Annotated in this window: 13 protein-coding genes; 12 read left to right on the forward strand and 1 reads right to left on the reverse strand. The window is 43.6% G+C overall.

Translation table 11 applies throughout. The annotated features are described in order from the left end of the window. Positions 1 to 20: 20 nt before the first annotated feature. The 5 genes from DWZ47_RS12085 (at position 21) to DWZ47_RS12105 (ending at position 5,289) form a co-directional block, all read left to right on the forward strand. Complete coding sequence (locus DWZ47_RS12085; RefSeq protein ID WP_004311497.1) at positions 21 to 974, forward strand: NAD-dependent epimerase/dehydratase family protein; 954 nt, start codon at positions 21 to 23, stop codon at positions 972 to 974. Then, positions 974 to 1,822, forward strand: a complete 849-nt coding sequence (locus DWZ47_RS12090) for a DUF4348 domain-containing protein (RefSeq protein WP_004297036.1) — start codon at positions 974 to 976, stop codon at positions 1,820 to 1,822. The genes DWZ47_RS12085 and DWZ47_RS12090 overlap by 1 nt, the downstream gene beginning before the upstream one ends. 47 nt (positions 1,823 to 1,869) lie before the next feature. Continuing rightward, positions 1,870 to 2,862 (forward strand): UDP-N-acetylmuramate dehydrogenase, encoded by a 993-nt coding sequence (murB, locus tag DWZ47_RS12095; protein WP_004297035.1) that lies wholly within the window; start codon positions 1,870 to 1,872, stop codon positions 2,860 to 2,862. Between the two features lie 10 nt (positions 2,863 to 2,872). Next, on the forward strand, positions 2,873 to 3,631 hold the full coding sequence (locus DWZ47_RS12100) for an MBL fold metallo-hydrolase (RefSeq protein WP_004311496.1): 759 nt from the start codon (positions 2,873 to 2,875) through the stop codon (positions 3,629 to 3,631). Positions 3,632 to 3,714: 83 nt separating this feature from the next. Then, positions 3,715 to 5,289, forward strand: a complete 1,575-nt coding sequence (locus tag DWZ47_RS12105; RefSeq protein WP_004311495.1) for a DUF3352 domain-containing protein — start codon at positions 3,715 to 3,717, stop codon at positions 5,287 to 5,289. 105 nt (positions 5,290 to 5,394) lie between these two features. Here the strand turns inward: DWZ47_RS12105 and DWZ47_RS12110 are convergent, their stop codons facing one another. Then, complete coding sequence (locus tag DWZ47_RS12110) at positions 5,395 to 5,769, reverse strand: DUF3127 domain-containing protein (protein WP_004311494.1); 375 nt, start codon at positions 5,767 to 5,769, stop codon at positions 5,395 to 5,397. Positions 5,770 to 5,921: 152 nt separating this feature from the next. Here DWZ47_RS12110 and dnaN point away from each other — a divergent pair, with 152 nt between their 5' ends. From dnaN to DWZ47_RS12145, 7 genes are all read left to right on the forward strand, one after another. Next, a complete protein-coding gene (dnaN, locus tag DWZ47_RS12115) occupies positions 5,922 to 7,046 on the forward strand; it encodes a DNA polymerase III subunit beta (RefSeq protein ID WP_004297029.1) in 1,125 nt (374 codons plus the stop codon). Positions 7,047 to 7,148: 102 nt separating this feature from the next. Next, positions 7,149 to 7,928, forward strand: a complete 780-nt coding sequence (locus DWZ47_RS12120; RefSeq protein ID WP_004297028.1) for a 3'-5' exonuclease — start codon at positions 7,149 to 7,151, stop codon at positions 7,926 to 7,928. Continuing rightward, positions 7,928 to 9,136 (forward strand): bifunctional phosphopantothenoylcysteine decarboxylase/phosphopantothenate--cysteine ligase CoaBC, encoded by a 1,209-nt coding sequence (coaBC, locus tag DWZ47_RS12125; RefSeq protein ID WP_022199382.1) that lies wholly within the window; start codon positions 7,928 to 7,930, stop codon positions 9,134 to 9,136. Before DWZ47_RS12120 ends, coaBC begins: the two co-directional genes overlap by 1 nt. Before the next feature lie 26 nt (positions 9,137 to 9,162). Beyond that, the gene (gene recN, locus DWZ47_RS12130; protein WP_022199383.1) at positions 9,163 to 10,824 is read left to right on the forward strand and encodes a DNA repair protein RecN; all 1,662 of its coding nucleotides are present in this window, start codon (positions 9,163 to 9,165) and stop codon (positions 10,822 to 10,824) included. 41 nt (positions 10,825 to 10,865) lie between these two features. Beyond that, a complete protein-coding gene (gene rlmB, locus DWZ47_RS12135) occupies positions 10,866 to 11,609 on the forward strand; it encodes a 23S rRNA (guanosine(2251)-2'-O)-methyltransferase RlmB (protein WP_004297025.1) in 744 nt (247 codons plus the stop codon). Position 11,610: 1 nt separating this feature from the next. Beyond that, positions 11,611 to 13,317: a serine protease gene (locus tag DWZ47_RS12140; RefSeq protein ID WP_115484079.1), complete on the forward strand. Its 1,707-nt coding sequence runs from the start codon at positions 11,611 to 11,613 to the stop codon at positions 13,315 to 13,317. A gap of 360 nt (positions 13,318 to 13,677) precedes the next feature. Next, positions 13,678 to 14,622 carry a tyrosine-type recombinase/integrase gene (locus tag DWZ47_RS12145; RefSeq protein ID WP_115484066.1) on the forward strand — a complete coding sequence of 315 codons (945 nt, stop codon included), beginning with the start codon at positions 13,678 to 13,680 and terminating at the stop codon, positions 14,620 to 14,622. The last annotated feature ends 409 nt before the right edge of the window (positions 14,623 to 15,031 follow it).

Genomic DNA, 15,031 nt, shown 5'->3' on the forward strand with positions numbered 1-15,031 from the left:
ATTCTAAGTCAGAAGAAAAAATGGAACACATTTTGATTATTGGAGCTACCGGACAGATAGGGTCGGAGCTGACGATGGAGCTACGGAAACGTTACGGAAATGCAAATGTAGTAGCAGGTTATATTCCGGGTGCAGAACCTAAAGGGGAATTAAAGGAGTCCGGACCGTCGGCTATTGCTGATGTAACGGACGGAGAAGCGATCGCATCTGTAGTAAAAGAGTATCACATTGATACGATTTATAATTTGGCTGCTCTGTTGTCCGTAGTTGCCGAGTCGAAACCCAAGCTGGCCTGGAAAATAGGCATCGATGGATTGTGGAATGTGCTGGAAGTGGCACGTGAACAAGGGTGCGCAGTGTTTACTCCGAGTTCTATCGGTTCGTTTGGCGCTAGTACGCCTCACACGAAAACACCGCAGGACACCATTCAACGTCCCCGTACCATGTATGGAGTCACTAAAGTAACGACAGAGTTATTGAGTGATTACTATTTTAATAAATACGGTGTCGATACCCGTGCTGTCCGTTTTCCGGGCATTATTTCGAATGTGACCCCTCCGGGAGGAGGTACGACCGATTATGCTGTCGATATTTACTACTCGGCAGTGAAAGGAGAAAAGTTTGTGTGCCCCATTAAGCAAGGCACTTTAATGGATATGATGTACATGCCGGATGCGCTGAATGCAGCAATCACACTGATGGAAGCTGATCCGGCAAGATTGATACATCGCAATGCTTTCAATATCGCTTCCATGAGTTTCGATCCGGAAACGATATATCAAGCTATCAAGAAGCATGTGCCGCAGTTTGAGATGATTTATGATATAGATCCTTTGAAGCAGCGCATAGCCGATAGCTGGCCCGATAGTCTGGATGATACCTGTGCTCGTGAAGAGTGGGGATGGAAGCCGGCCTACAATTTGGAAAGCATGACGGTGGATATGCTTGAAAAGTTAAGAGAGAAACTGAAATAATGAAAAAACTAATTGCAGGGGTCATACTGCTCGGTATATTGAGCTCTTGTGGAAACAAGAAAACAAATATTGACCCCTTCGCATCTATTACTAAAGAGGTGGATTCAGTCCGGCAGATAGCCGATTCTAGCCACCATGATAAATCGCCGGAAGATCCGCAGCCTATACAGGCGGATGAATCTTTCGATGATTTTATTTACAATTTTGCTTCCGATGATGTGTTACAGCGTCAGCGTGTGAAATTTCCATTGCCCTACTACAATGGAGATAAGAAGTCAAACATTGAGGAACGCAACTGGAAGCATGATGACTTGTTTACCAAACAGCATTATTATACACTGCTGTTTGATAGAGAAGAAGACATGGATTTAGTAGGAGATACCTCCCTCACTTCTGTGCAGGTAGAGTGGATGTTCGTGAAAACACGAATGGTGAAAAGATACTATTTTGAACGTATCAAAGGTGCATGGATACTGGAGGCAATCAACCTGCGGCCCATTGAACAAAGTGATAATGAAAACTTTGTTGAGTTTTTCGGACATTTTGCAACGGATAGTCTTTTTCAGAGTCAGCGTGTGCGGGAGCCGTTGGCTTTTGTAACCAGTGATCCGGACGATGATTTCTCCATTTTGGAGACAACCCTCGATCTTAATCAGTGGTTCGCCTTCAAACCGGTACTTCCTGTCGACCGCCTTTCTAATATTAATTACGGACAGCGGAATGACGATGATTCGCCCACGAAAATCCTGGCGTTGAAAGGTATCGGAAATGGTTTTTCCAATATCCTTTATTTCCGCCGGAAAGCCGGAGAATGGGAATTGTATAAGTTTGAAGATACAAGTATCTGATACAGGTTAAGATGCACTATAACAGTATAACTTATAACTAAAAATATATGTATTCTCTTTTGCCCTACAATACATTCGGCATCGATGTCAGTGCCGCTCGTTTTTTAGAATATTCTTCGGTTGAAGAACTGAAGAAGCTGATTGTGCAAGGTGCCATTGTGACACCTTTTTTGCATATTGGTGGCGGCAGTAACCTGCTGTTTACCAAAGATTACGACGGGTTGATACTCCATTCCCGCATTGAAGGAATCGAAGTGACGGAGGAAGATGAACACTCTGTGTCGGTACGAGTGGGAGCGGGAGTAGTATGGGATGACTTCGTTGCATATTGCGTAGAACATGGATGGTATGGAACGGAGAACCTGTCGCTCATCCCCGGTGAGGTCGGAGCGAGCGCGGTACAGAACATCGGAGCTTATGGCGTTGAAGTGAAAGATCTGATAACAGCTGTGGAAACGGTGAACATTCAAGCTGAAGAACGCGTTTATTCGGTGGAAGAGTGTGGATATACCTACCGCAACAGTATCTTTAAACGCCCGGAAAACAAGTCGGCTTTTGTCACCTATGTCCGTTTCCGACTTAGTAAAAAAGAACATTATACGTTAGATTATGGAACCATTCGTCAGGAGCTTGAAAAATATCCGGCATTGACGCTTTCTGTTGTACGGAAAGTGATAATTGATATTCGTGAGAGCAAGTTGCCCGACCCGAAGGTAATGGGAAATGCCGGCAGCTTCTTTATGAATCCCATTGTGCCGAAAGAAAAACTGGAAGCCCTGCAGCAGGAATATCCCCGGATACCTTACTATGAGCTGGCAGAAGATCGGGTGAAAATTCCGGCAGGATGGATGATCGACCAATGCGGCTGGAAAGGTAAGGCCTTAGGTCCGGCTGCCGTACATGATAAACAAGCGCTGGTGTTAGTGAATCTTGGTGGAGCAAAAGGTAGCGATATTCTTGCGCTTTCAGATGCAGTCCGAGCCTCTGTTCATGAGAAGTTTGGCATTGATATCCACCCGGAAGTTAACTTAATAAATTGAGAAGTAACAAGTGAAAGTAAGAATCATTGGAAGTGGAACATCGACGGGAGTACCCCAAATCGGCTGTACATGTCCGGTTTGTACTTCTACCGATCCGAAAGATAACCGATTGCGTGCATCTGCTATTGTTGAGACAGATGATGCGCGAATTTTGATAGATTGCGGTCCGGATTTCCGGACACAGGTATTGCGTCTTCCTTTTGAGAAGATAGATGGTGTGCTCATTACGCATGAACATTATGACCATGTGGGTGGGTTGGACGATTTGCGTCCGTTTTGCCGGTTTGGTTCAGTGCCTATTTATGCGGAAAATTATGTGGCACAAGGCTTGCGCTTGCGTATGCCCTATTGTTTTGTTGACCATCGTTATCCGGGAGTTCCCGACATTCCTTTGCAGGAAATCTCGGTGGGACAGGCTTTTTCAGTTAACCACACGGAGGTGCTTCCTTTACGTGTGATGCATGGCCGATTGCCTATTCTGGGATATCGTATCGGGCAATTAGGTTATATCACTGATATGCTGACCATGCCCGAAGAATCCTATGAACAATTGGCGGGAATAGATGTTTTGGTAGTGAATGCACTTCGGATTGCCACGCATCCTACTCATCAGAATTTGGAAGAAGCCTTGGCAGTGGCGCAGCGCATTCAGGCAAAGAAGACGTACTTTATACACATGAGTCATGATATGGGCTTGCATGCGGAGGTTGAAAAGAGCCTTCCGGAAAATATTCACCTGGCATTCGACGGATTGGATATCTATCTTTGATTATCGGTGAAATTTTTAGCAAAAGTTTTGTTTTCTTTGTAGAAATTATTATTTTTGCACCTAGCCGATAAACAGCGAATATTATGAAACTTCGTACGATAGTGAAAATAGCGATCACGTCTTCTGTTGTACTTTTGTGCTCAGGTTTCGCATTGTACTCTTTTTTTAGACTGTCGGCGGCCGAAGGGCAGAAAGATTTTGATCTTTATGAACTGGTTCCATCCACCACTTCAGCCGTATTTGTTACCGATGATGTGCTCGAGTTTGTAGCGGAGGTCGATGATCTGACTTGTAGTAAAAATCAGCAATATATTTATGTGTCCAAACTTTTTTCTTATCTGAAACAAAGCCTTTATGCCCTCTCGGAAGATACTCCCCATGGCTTGAGTCGGCAAATGAATCAGATGCTGATTAGTTTCCACGAACCGGATAACGAACGGAACCAGGTACTTTATTGCAGATTGGGAAATGGGGATAAGGAATTGGTAAACAGGTTTGTGCGTAAATATATATCTTCGCTTTATCCACCGAAAACGTTTGTTTACAAAGGAGAGGAAATAATCATTTACCCGATGGCAGATGGTGATTTTCTAGCCTGCTATCTGACGTCTGATTTTATGGCCTTAAGTTTTCAGAAAAAACTGATTGAAAACGTTATTGATGCATATAAGAGTGGTAAATCATTGGCAGATGATCCTACCTTTACAGGAGTGCGTGCTCCAAAAAAAAGTGCAGCGACCGCCACAATCTATGCCCGTATGAAAGGGATGATGGGATGGACGGAATTTGACATGAAGATGAAAGATGATTTTATCTATTTCTCCGGCATCACTCATGATGCAGACACTTGTTTTGCATTTATAAAACAACTTCGCCAGCAGCAATCAGTCAAAGGCTTCCCGGGTGAAGCACTGCCCTCCACTGCTTTCTATTTTAGCAGACAGGGGATTACGGACTGGGCGTCTTTACTTTCTTATGGAAATGCGCAGGAGCAGAACGGGGCAGTCCGCACGAGTGAAGTGCAGAATAGAGATAAGGAATTTTCCCGCTATCTGATGGAAAATGCCGGGCAAGACCTGGTTGCCTGTCTCTTCCAGCGTGAAGATACGTTGCAGGATGCAGCGGCAGTCTTGAGCCTGTCTGTGGCAGATGTGACGGAAGCTGAAAGGATGCTTCGTACCCTTGTCAATACTGCTTCGGCAGATGAAGGAAGAAAAACTCCCCGTATTACTTTTGGTTATACTGTAAATAAGGCATACTTGGTCTATCGGTTGCCTCAAACAACATTGTTTAAACAACTGACCAGTTTTGTGGAGGCCACTTTGGATGTGTATGCGGCGTTCTATGACGGGCGTTTGTTGCTTGCTCCTGATGAGAATGCTCTGTCACAATATATTCGCCAACTGGATAAAGGCGAAGTGCTTAATGGAGTAATGGCCTATCAGGCAGGCATGGATCACTTGTCTGATTCATACCACTTTATGTTGATGGCGGATTTTGACCACATATTTCGGCAATCAGAAAACCACGTTCGTTTTGTACCGGATTTTTTTCTGCGTAACGCCGATTTTTTCCATAATTTCACCCTCTTTGTTCAGTTTGCCTGTACAGACGGAGTGGTATATCCTAACATTGTTTTGAAATATAAATCAGAATAAAAAATGACCGTTTGTTTACAATCGTTTTTCTAAAAAAAACTCCCGACAGAATTTAATCCTATCGGGAGTTTTTTATGCTTATTCGTCCGGCGAATGGCTTTCGGTTTAAAATGGCAGATCGTCTTTGGCATCCCCCGGAGTAAATTCCGGCATAGCTGACGGAGGTGGGGGAGGAACGGGAGAACCGGAAGCCATCGGAGCACCTGCACCAACACGTTCTACTTTCCATGCACGGATACTATTGAACCAACGATCGTTCCACTGACGGGCGTCAACGTCGAATGATACAGTTAGTTCTTCGCCCATTTGAATGTTGAACTGCTCAATTTTGTCTGCGCCAAATACGTCGAAGCACATCTTGCGCGGATATTGGTCGTGGTTTTCGATAACGTACTCTTGTGATTTCCACTCGTTGCCGCTAGTTTTTGAAACTCCGCCTCTCGGGGGGAGGATAGCGATGATTTTTCCTGTAAATTCCATTGCGATAATTTTAAATTCTGGGGCGAAGTTACAATTTTTTAGTAATATCCCTCACACAATGCCTGTTTTTTCTTTTGTTTTATTGGGCAGCCCAAATCTTTTTTCGTAACTTTGTGCGATAGAACATTTAAAACTTAAATACACGAAAATATATGAAATTTATCGTTTCAAGTACTGCTCTTTCCAGCCATTTACAGGCCATCAGCCGTGTGATTAATTCAAAAAATGCGCTGCCAATTCTCGATTGTTTCCTCTTCGAATTGGAAGACGGAACATTGTCTGTGACTGTATCCGACAGTGAAACAACGATGGTGACTACTGTAGAAGTGAATGAAAGCGATACAAACGGGCGTTTTGCCGTAGTAGCGAAAACATTGCTTGATGCACTGAAAGAAATCCCGGAACAACCACTTACATTTGAAATCAATCCGGATAATTATGAAATAACAGTGCAGTACCAGAACGGAAAATACAGCCTGATGGGGCAGAATGCGGATGAATTCCCGCAATCGGCTACACTGGGTGATAATGCAGTCCGTGTAGAAATGGAGGCAAGTGTACTTCTGGGAGGCATCAACCGTTCGGTATTTGCTACTGCCGATGACGAACTTCGTCCGGTGATGAACGGTATTTATTTCGATATTACCACAGAAGACATCACAATGGTTGCTTCAGACGGTCATAAACTGGTGCGTTGCAAGACATTGGCAGCTAAAGGTAACGAGCGTGCAGCCTTCATCCTTCCAAAGAAACCGGCTACTTTGCTTAAGAATCTTTTGCCGAAAGAACAAGGCACAGTGACGATCGAATTCGATGAACGCAATGCTGTATTCATGCTCGAAAGCTACCGGATGGTTTGCCGCCTGATTGAAGGACGTTACCCGAACTACAACTCGGTAATTCCGCAGAACAACCCGCACAAAGTGACCGTAGACCGTCAACAGTTGGTAGGAGCTTTGCGTCGTGTGTCTATTTTCTCGTCGCAGGCAAGCAGTTTGATTAAACTCCGTATGCAGGAAAACCAGATTGTGATTTCCGCACAAGATATTGACTTCTCTACTTCTGCCGAAGAAACACAAGTTTGCCAGTATGCAGGTGCAGCAATGAGCATCGGTTTCAAATCGACATTCCTCATCGATATCCTGAACAATATTTCAGCAGACGAAGTAGTCATCGAACTCGCAGATCCTTCACGTGCCGGAGTAATCATCCCGGTAGAGCAGGAAGAAAACGAAGACCTGCTGATGCTGCTGATGCCGATGATGCTAAATGATTAATAGTAATCACCGCAAAATAACACAGAGTTCTACAGAGCAATAAATACATAAAAACACTCTGTGGAACTCTGTGTTACTCTGTGGTGGAAAAAATAATTAGAAATGAAATTAAACCTGAAAAATCCCATTGTTTTTTTTGATTTAGAAACAACCGGAACCAATATCAACACAGACCGAATTGTTGAAATCTGCTATCTGAAAGTATATCCGAATGGAAATGAAGAAGCAAAAACATTACGTATCAATCCTGAAATGCATATCCCGGAAGCATCTTCTGCTATACATGGCATTTATGATGCCGACGTAGTCGATTGCCCTACTTTCAAAGAAGTGGCGAAAAACATAGCCAGGGACATTGAAGGTTGCGATTTGGCAGGATTTAATTCCAATCGTTTTGATATTCCTGTCCTTGCTGAAGAGTTCCTTCGCGCCGGAGTGGACATTGATATGACGAAACGCAAATTTGTAGACGTACAGGTGATCTTCCACAAAATGGAACAACGCACCCTGTCTGCTGCCTATAAATTCTATTGCGACAAGAATCTGGAAGATGCACACACTGCCGAAGCAGATACACGGGCCACTTACGAAGTGCTGAAAGCACAGCTCGACCGTTACTCCGATCTTCAGAATGATATTGCGTTCCTGGCAGATTATTCAAGTTTCAGCAAGAATGTAGACTTTGCCGGACGCATGGTGTACGATGATAATGGGGTGGAAGTGTTCAACTTCGGAAAATATAAAGGAATGTCTGTAGCCGAGGTTTTGAAGAAAGATCCCGGATATTACAGTTGGATTTTGAATAGTGATTTCACGTTGAACACTAAGGCGGCATTGACAAAAATCCGTTTGCGTGAAATGAGTAATTTGATTACAAAATAATGCTAAAAGGAAAAAAAATAATTCTTGGAATTACCGGCAGTATTGCCGCGTACAAGGCGTGCTATATCATTCGTGGACTGATAAAACAGGGAGCGGAAGTGCAAGTCGTAATTACTCCGGCGGGAAAAGAATTTATTACTCCCATCACTCTTTCGGCTTTGACCAGCAAACCAGTCATTAGTGAGTTTTTTGCCCAGCGTGACGGAACGTGGAATAGCCACGTCGATCTCGGATTGTGGGCGGATGCTGTATTGATTGCACCTGCCACTGCCTCTACTATCGGTAAAATGGCCAATGGAATAGCCGACAATATGCTCATAACAACTTATCTTTCGGCAAAAGCTCCCGTGTTTGTTGCTCCGGCAATGGATCTCGATATGTTTGCCCATCCCGCCACCCAGAAAAATCTGGATATACTGCGTTCCTACGGTAATCACATTATCGAGCCGGGAACAGGAGAATTAGCCAGCCACTTGGTAGGAAAGGGACGTATGGAAGAGCCGGAAAACATCATCCGGGTATTGGATGAATTCTTCGCTTCGAGTGATGAACTATCCGGAAAGAAAGTGATGATTACAGCCGGACCTACTTACGAAAAAATTGACCCGGTGCGTTTCATAGGCAATTATTCTTCCGGAAAGATGGGATTTGCGTTGGCAGAAGAATGTGCCCGTCGTGGAGCACAGGTGACATTGATAACAGGTCCTGTGCAGCTCAAAACGAAACATTCCCGTATCCGGCGTGTAGATGTGGAATCAGCAGAAGAAATGTATGCGGCTTCACAGATCTATTTTCCAGATGCTGATGCAGGTATTCTTTGCGCGGCAGTAGCCGACTACCGTCCGGAAACAGTGGCCGACAAGAAGATTAAGCGGGAGAAAGAAGAGGAACTAACCCTCCATCTTCAGGCAACACAAGACATCGCTGCCAATTTAGGAGCACTGAAAGGGAAAAATCAGTTATTGGTTGGCTTTGCCCTCGAAACCAATAATGAGCAGCAGAATGCCGAAGGAAAGCTCGAACGCAAAAACTTCGACTTTATTGTGCTCAATTCGTTGAATGATGCTGGAGCCGGTTTTCGCCATGATACCAATAAAATAAGTATCATCGACAGGAAAGGTCGTACAGACTATCCTCTGAAGCCGAAGACGGAAGTAGCCCAAGACATCATCGACCGTCTGGTAGCCACTCTGTCTTCCGGTTTTTAATTTTTAATCTTTAATTAAAATAGAAGGTGTTACGTTCACTATACATTCAGAATTACGCATTGATAGAAAAACTGGATATCAGTTTTGAAACAGGCTTTTCCGTTATAACAGGTGAAACGGGAGCCGGAAAATCAATTATTCTGGGAGCTATCGGACTCCTGTTAGGACAGCGTGCCGATGTGAAAGCGATTCGCCACGGAGCTTCCAAATGTATCATAGAGGCACGTTTCGATATATCTGCCTATGGTATGCGTCCGTTTTTCGAAGAAAACGAGTTGGAATATGATGAAGAGTGCATTTTGCGTCGTGAAGTGCAGTCTTCCGGTAAGAGCCGGGCATTCATCAACGATACTCCTGCTTCGTTGGCACAAGTGAAAGAGCTGGGCGAACAGCTGATAGATGTACATTCGCAACATCAGAATCTGCTGCTTAATAAAGAAGGATTTCAGTTGAATGTGCTTGATATTCTGGCACATAATGACGCTGCATTGGCGAAATATCGTCTGTGTTATGACGAATGGAAACAGACAGATCGCGAACTCGCTGAATTAGTGTCACTGGCAGAGAAAAGTCGCTCCGATGAAGATTATATCCGCTTCCAACTCGAACAGCTCGAAGAAGCCTGTTTGGTGGAAGGCGAACAGGAAGAACTGGAGCAGGAAGCTGAAACATTAAGTCATGCAGAAGAGATAAAAGCCGGACTTTACCGGGTGGAGCAGTCGTTTGCTTCGGATGAAGGTGGCTTGCTTTCTTATCTGAAAGACAGTCTGAATACACTGAATAATCTGCAAAGAGTATATCAGCCGGCCAAGGAACTTACCGAACGTATGGAGAGCGCTTATATCGAACTGAAAGATATTTCGCACGAAGTCTCTTTACAAAGTGACTCCGTTGAATTCAATCCGGTTCGTCTGGACGAAGTGAATGAACGGTTGAATCTGATTTATTCCTTACAGCAGAAACATCGGGTACAAACCCTTGATGAATTGATAGCGCTAACGGATGAATACCGCAGCAAATTGTCGGACATCACTTCCTATGATGAGCGTATCGCCGAACTGACTGCTCGCAAAGAGGAACAATATAAACAAGTGAAACAACAGGCAGAAGTGCTGACCAAAGCCCGTACGAAAGCTGCTCGTGAAGTAGAAAAACAGCTGGCTGTCCGGTTGATTCCATTAGGAATGCCGAATGTTCGTTTCCAGATAGAAATGGGACTGAAGAAAGAGCCGGGATTGCAAGGAGAAGATACAGTCAACTTCCTGTTTTCCGCCAATAAGAACGGCACCTTGCAGAATATCTCTTCCGTAGCTTCAGGAGGTGAAATCGCTCGTGTCATGCTTTCTATCAAGGCGATGATTGCCGGAGCCGTCAAGCTGCCGACTATCGTATTTGATGAAATAGATACCGGAGTCTCCGGTGAAATAGCCGACCGTATGGCGGACATGATGCAGGAGATGGGCGACCGCAACCGTCAGGTAATCAGTATCACCCACCTGCCGCAGATTGCTGCCCGTGGGCGTGCTCATTATAAGGTATACAAGAAAGATAGCGATACGGAAACCAACAGCCATATCCGCCGTCTCACTGACGAAGAACGGGTAGAGGAAATAGCTCACATGCTTAGTGGTGCCACTCTCACCGAAGCTGCCCTTAGCAATGCCAAATCCCTGCTTGCCCGCAACTGATAAATAGTGAATAGTAAATAGTAAAATAGTAAATCAACCAGATGTTAGATAAAAGTGAAATGATTTTCGGCGTTCGTGCCGTGATAGAAGCCCTTCAGGCTGGAAAAGAGATAGATAAGATCCTCGTGAAGAAAGATATTCAAAGTGATCTTTCCAAGGAGCTTTTTGCAGCTTTGAAAGGTACGCTGATACCTGTTCAGCGTGTTCCGGTAGAGCGTATCAACCGTATTACCCGGAAAAATCATCAAGGAGTGATCGCCTTCATTTCTTCTGTGACTTATCAGAAAGCGGAGGATCTTGTTCCTTTCTTGTTTGAGCAAGGAAAAAATCCGTTTTTTGTTATGCTCGACGGAGTGACCGATGTACGCAATTTCGGGGCGATTGCACGTACCTGCGAATGTGCGGCTGTCGATGCCGTGATTATTCCTGTCCGGGGTAGTGCGTCGGTCAATGCTGACGCCGTGAAAACATCGGCAGGAGCGCTACATACTCTTCCGGTATGCCGTGAACAGAACCTCCGTTCGACTCTGCAATATCTGAAAGATAGTGGTTTCCGCATTGTGGCTGCTACCGAAAAAGGAGATTATGACTATACCAAGGCCGATTATACAGGTCCCCTCTGCATCATAATGGGAGCTGAGGATACAGGAGTTTCTTATGAAAACCTTGCCCTCTGTGATGAATGGGTGAAAATTCCGATGCTGGGCACTATCGAATCCCTGAATGTCTCTGTAGCTGCCGGTATCCTGATTTACGAAGCTGTGAAACAAAGAAACAATGACTGATATGAAGAAGATTTTAATTCTACCTTTGCTGCTTTTCTTCCTGGTACAAGGAAGCATGGCACAAACCCCAAAATGGGTAGAGAAGGCAAAACGTGCAGTCTTCTCAATAGTGACTTATGACAAGAATGATAAAATGCTGAATACGGGAAACGGATTCTTTGTATCCGAAGACGGATTGGCTTTATCAGATTATACTCTTTTTAAAGGAGCTGAACGTGCGGTAGTGATTACTTCCGAAGGCAAGCAGATGCCGGTCAGCCTAATACTTGGAGCGAATGACATGTATGATGTCATTAAGTTTCGTGTGGCTATCACCGAGAAGAAAGTGCCTGCGCTGGTCGTTGCTAAAACAGCCCCGGCGACAGGAGCCGATGCGTGGATGCTTCCTTATTCTACACAAAAAAGTATCGCTTGCGTTACTGGTAAGGTGAAAGATGTTTCCAAAGTAGCCGGAGCATACCATTATTATACATTGAGCATGCATATGAAAGATAAGATGGTGAGCTGTCCGGTGATGAATGCGGAAGGTCAGGTATTTGGTATTGCGCAGAAATCATCCGGTATCGATACGGTGACTACTTGTTATGCGGCGGGAGCAGCTTTTGCCATGTCGCAGAAAATCAGTGCTCTTTCTTTGGGAGACGCTGCCTTGAAAAGCATTGGTATCCGGAAAGGTTTACCTGAAACGGAAGATCAGGCATTAGTATATCTGTTCATGGCCTCTTCGAGCCTCTCGGGCGAGGACTATGAAAAGCTGTTGGATGACTTCATTCGCCAGTTCCCTGCCAATGCAGATGGTTATCTCCGTCGTGCCAATTATTATGCATCTAAAGGTAAAGACGATCAGACCTGGTATGATAAAGCCGTTGCCGACTTTAATCAAGCTCTGAAAGTAGCCCAGAAGAAAGATGATGTATATTATAATATAGGTAAGCTAATGTATGCTTATCAATTATCGAAGCCGGAGAAAACTTATAAAGACTGGACGTATGACACCGCTTTGAAGAATGTCCGTCAGGCAATCGCTATTGATCCGCTGCCAATTTACATTCAAATGGAAGGCGATATACTGTTTGCCCAACAAGACTATGCCGGTGCTTTGGCTGCTTATGAAAAGGTAAATACCAGCAATATTGCTTCTCCGGCCACTTTCTTTAGTGCTGCCAAGACGAAAGAACTGCTGAAAGGGGATCCGAAAGAAGTGGTAGCCTTAATGGATAGCTGTATTACCCGTTGCCCGCAACCGATTACGGCCGACTTTGCTCCATATTTGTTGGAACGTGCGCAGATGAATATGAATGCCGATCAGGCGCGAAATGCAATGCTCGATTATGATGCTTACCATACGGCAGTCAAGGGAGAAGTGAACGACGTGTTCTATTATTATCGCGAACAGGCAGCTTTGAAAGCACGTCAGTTTCAACGCGCTTTAGACGATATTGCCAAGGCCATCGAGATGAATCCGACAGACCTCACCTACCAGGCAGAGCATGCAGTTGTAAACCTCCGTGTAGGACGGTATGAAGAAGCCATTCAGATTTTAAATAATATATTGAAGACTGATCCTAAATATGGTGAGGCTTACCGTTTATTGGGACTTTGCCAGATACAGCTGAAGAAGACAGATGAAGCTTGCGGCAACTTTAAGAAAGCGAAAGAATTGGGTGATCCGAACGCAGATGAATTGATAACCAAATACTGCAAGTAAAAAGATTATCTTCTTGAAGATAAAAAATGAATCCCTGCCAACTCGAAAATTGGCAGGGATTCCTCGTTTTTGGGGACGTTGTATAAAAAACTCTCTCTCTTTTTTTTATTTTTCCCCACTTCACTTGTTAAGTTCAGGTTGTAGGTTTTAATGATATATGGTTTGATTTCCCTTTTTCCCCTCTTTTATAAGTTAAATGCATGGTTATTGAAAATACTGCATGGCTTCACTTATTTTTTTAGAAATAATTCGAAATTCTATCTAAAACAGTAAGTAAATTTAAAATCGTGGTTCATTTTATCTATAATCTTACTATATTCCGCACGTTTTTAATAACACGTATGAGATAAGTTATAATTTATGGAAAAAAATCGATTTACTATTTGTGCAAACAATTACATCGATTGTTTGCGACAAGAGGGTCGTTATTCTACGGCCCATGTGTATAAACACGCTATTCGTTCTTTTTCGCAGTTTTGTGGAACTCAATCCATCACGTTTAGTAAAATAAACCGTAAAACTCTAAAGAGGTATAGCAACTATCTGATGGCTTCCCGTTTGAAGCCCAATACGATTTCTACGTATATGCGTATGTTGCGTAGTATTTACAATCGTGGTGTCGATATGCATCAGGCTCCTTATGTACATGGTTTGTTCCGGGATGTTTTTACCGGGGTGGACACACGTCAGAAGAAAGCTATCCCGATCGGCGAACTTCACATGCTATTAAACAAAGATCCTCAATCGGAAAAGCTTCGCCGGACGCAGGCCATTGCCAATCTGTTGTTTCAGTTTTGTGGAATGCCTTTTTCTGATTTAGCCCATTTGGAAAAGTCTAATCTGGAGCGGGGGCTTTTGAAGTACAATCGTACCAAGACCGGTACTCCTATGAGTATAGAAGTGTTGGAGTCAGCGCAGAATGCAATTGGGGGATTGTATAATAAATCTGACGCCCGGAGTTCTGGCTATCCAGATTATCTTTTCCGGATATTAAGCGGGGCGTACAAGCGGAATGAAGAAGGAGCCTATCGTGAGTATCAGTCAGCTTTGAGACGTTTTAATAATGAGTTGAAAAGCCTGTCCAGAAAATTAAGGCTACATTCGCCCGTCACGTCGTATACGCTTCGTCATTCTTGGGCTACGACTGCTAAGTACAGAGGTGTACCTATCGAAATGATTAGCGAATCACTGGGACACAAATCTATTAAAACAACACAGATATATTTAAAGGGTTTCGAATTGGAAGAAAGAACAAAAGTAAATAAATCGAATTATTCTTACGTTTGTAATTTTAAAATGCTCTGATTGATATTGTTAAAGCATTATGGATTAGGGACTTAATGCTGATGTTACTTCTTAGGTAACGGAATTATATTCGCTACAAAGATAGGTAAAAATATTAATAGCAAACAAACAATAAACTTCTTTTTTTCCTTTTTCTCTAAAATATGCAACATGAATCTATCTGAACATGAAGGATAACATCTTCATGCTCAAAGGCTTTTTATTACCTAAATTCAAGAATGTTTTATATTGAATGTTAGGTGCCCGCTTTTATATTCCCTCATAATCGTTTTTTTTCTTTTTTTCACAGCGATGTGTATTCTATATGTGTGTTGTCCGTTACCTAAGAAGTAACGGATGAACATGGGGTAAAAAAATATGATTTTAACGAAACCGAAATCAGTAAATGCCGGGCCTAGTAGTGGGACAG

The organism is Bacteroides sp. AF32-8BH (assembly GCF_003435205.1).
In the GTDB taxonomy this organism is placed as follows: Bacteria; Bacteroidota; Bacteroidia; order Bacteroidales; family Bacteroidaceae; genus Bacteroides; species Bacteroides ovatus.

Excerpts from the sequence above, each read along its gene's own strand:
- DWZ47_RS12145 (WP_115484066.1), top strand. The coding sequence starts at position 13,678 with ATGGAAAAAAATCGATTTACTATTTGTGCAAACAATTACATCGATTGT.
- DWZ47_RS12105 (WP_004311495.1), top strand. The coding sequence starts at position 3,715 with ATGAAACTTCGTACGATAGTGAAAATAGCGATCACGTCTTCTGTTGTA.
- DWZ47_RS12085 (WP_004311497.1), top strand. The coding sequence starts at position 21 with ATGGAACACATTTTGATTATTGGAGCTACCGGACAGATAGGGTCGGAG.
- DWZ47_RS12120 (WP_004297028.1), top strand. The coding sequence starts at position 7,149 with ATGAAATTAAACCTGAAAAATCCCATTGTTTTTTTTGATTTAGAAACA.
- dnaN (WP_004297029.1), top strand. The coding sequence starts at position 5,922 with ATGAAATTTATCGTTTCAAGTACTGCTCTTTCCAGCCATTTACAGGCC.
- DWZ47_RS12110 (WP_004311494.1), bottom strand. The coding sequence starts at position 5,769 with ATGGAATTTACAGGAAAAATCATCGCTATCCTCCCCCCGAGAGGCGGA.
- murB (WP_004297035.1), top strand. The coding sequence starts at position 1,870 with ATGTATTCTCTTTTGCCCTACAATACATTCGGCATCGATGTCAGTGCC.
- coaBC (WP_022199382.1), top strand. The coding sequence starts at position 7,928 with ATGCTAAAAGGAAAAAAAATAATTCTTGGAATTACCGGCAGTATTGCC.
- rlmB (WP_004297025.1), top strand. The coding sequence starts at position 10,866 with ATGTTAGATAAAAGTGAAATGATTTTCGGCGTTCGTGCCGTGATAGAA.
- DWZ47_RS12090 (WP_004297036.1), top strand. The coding sequence starts at position 974 with ATGAAAAAACTAATTGCAGGGGTCATACTGCTCGGTATATTGAGCTCT.
- DWZ47_RS12140 (WP_115484079.1), top strand. The coding sequence starts at position 11,611 with ATGAAGAAGATTTTAATTCTACCTTTGCTGCTTTTCTTCCTGGTACAA.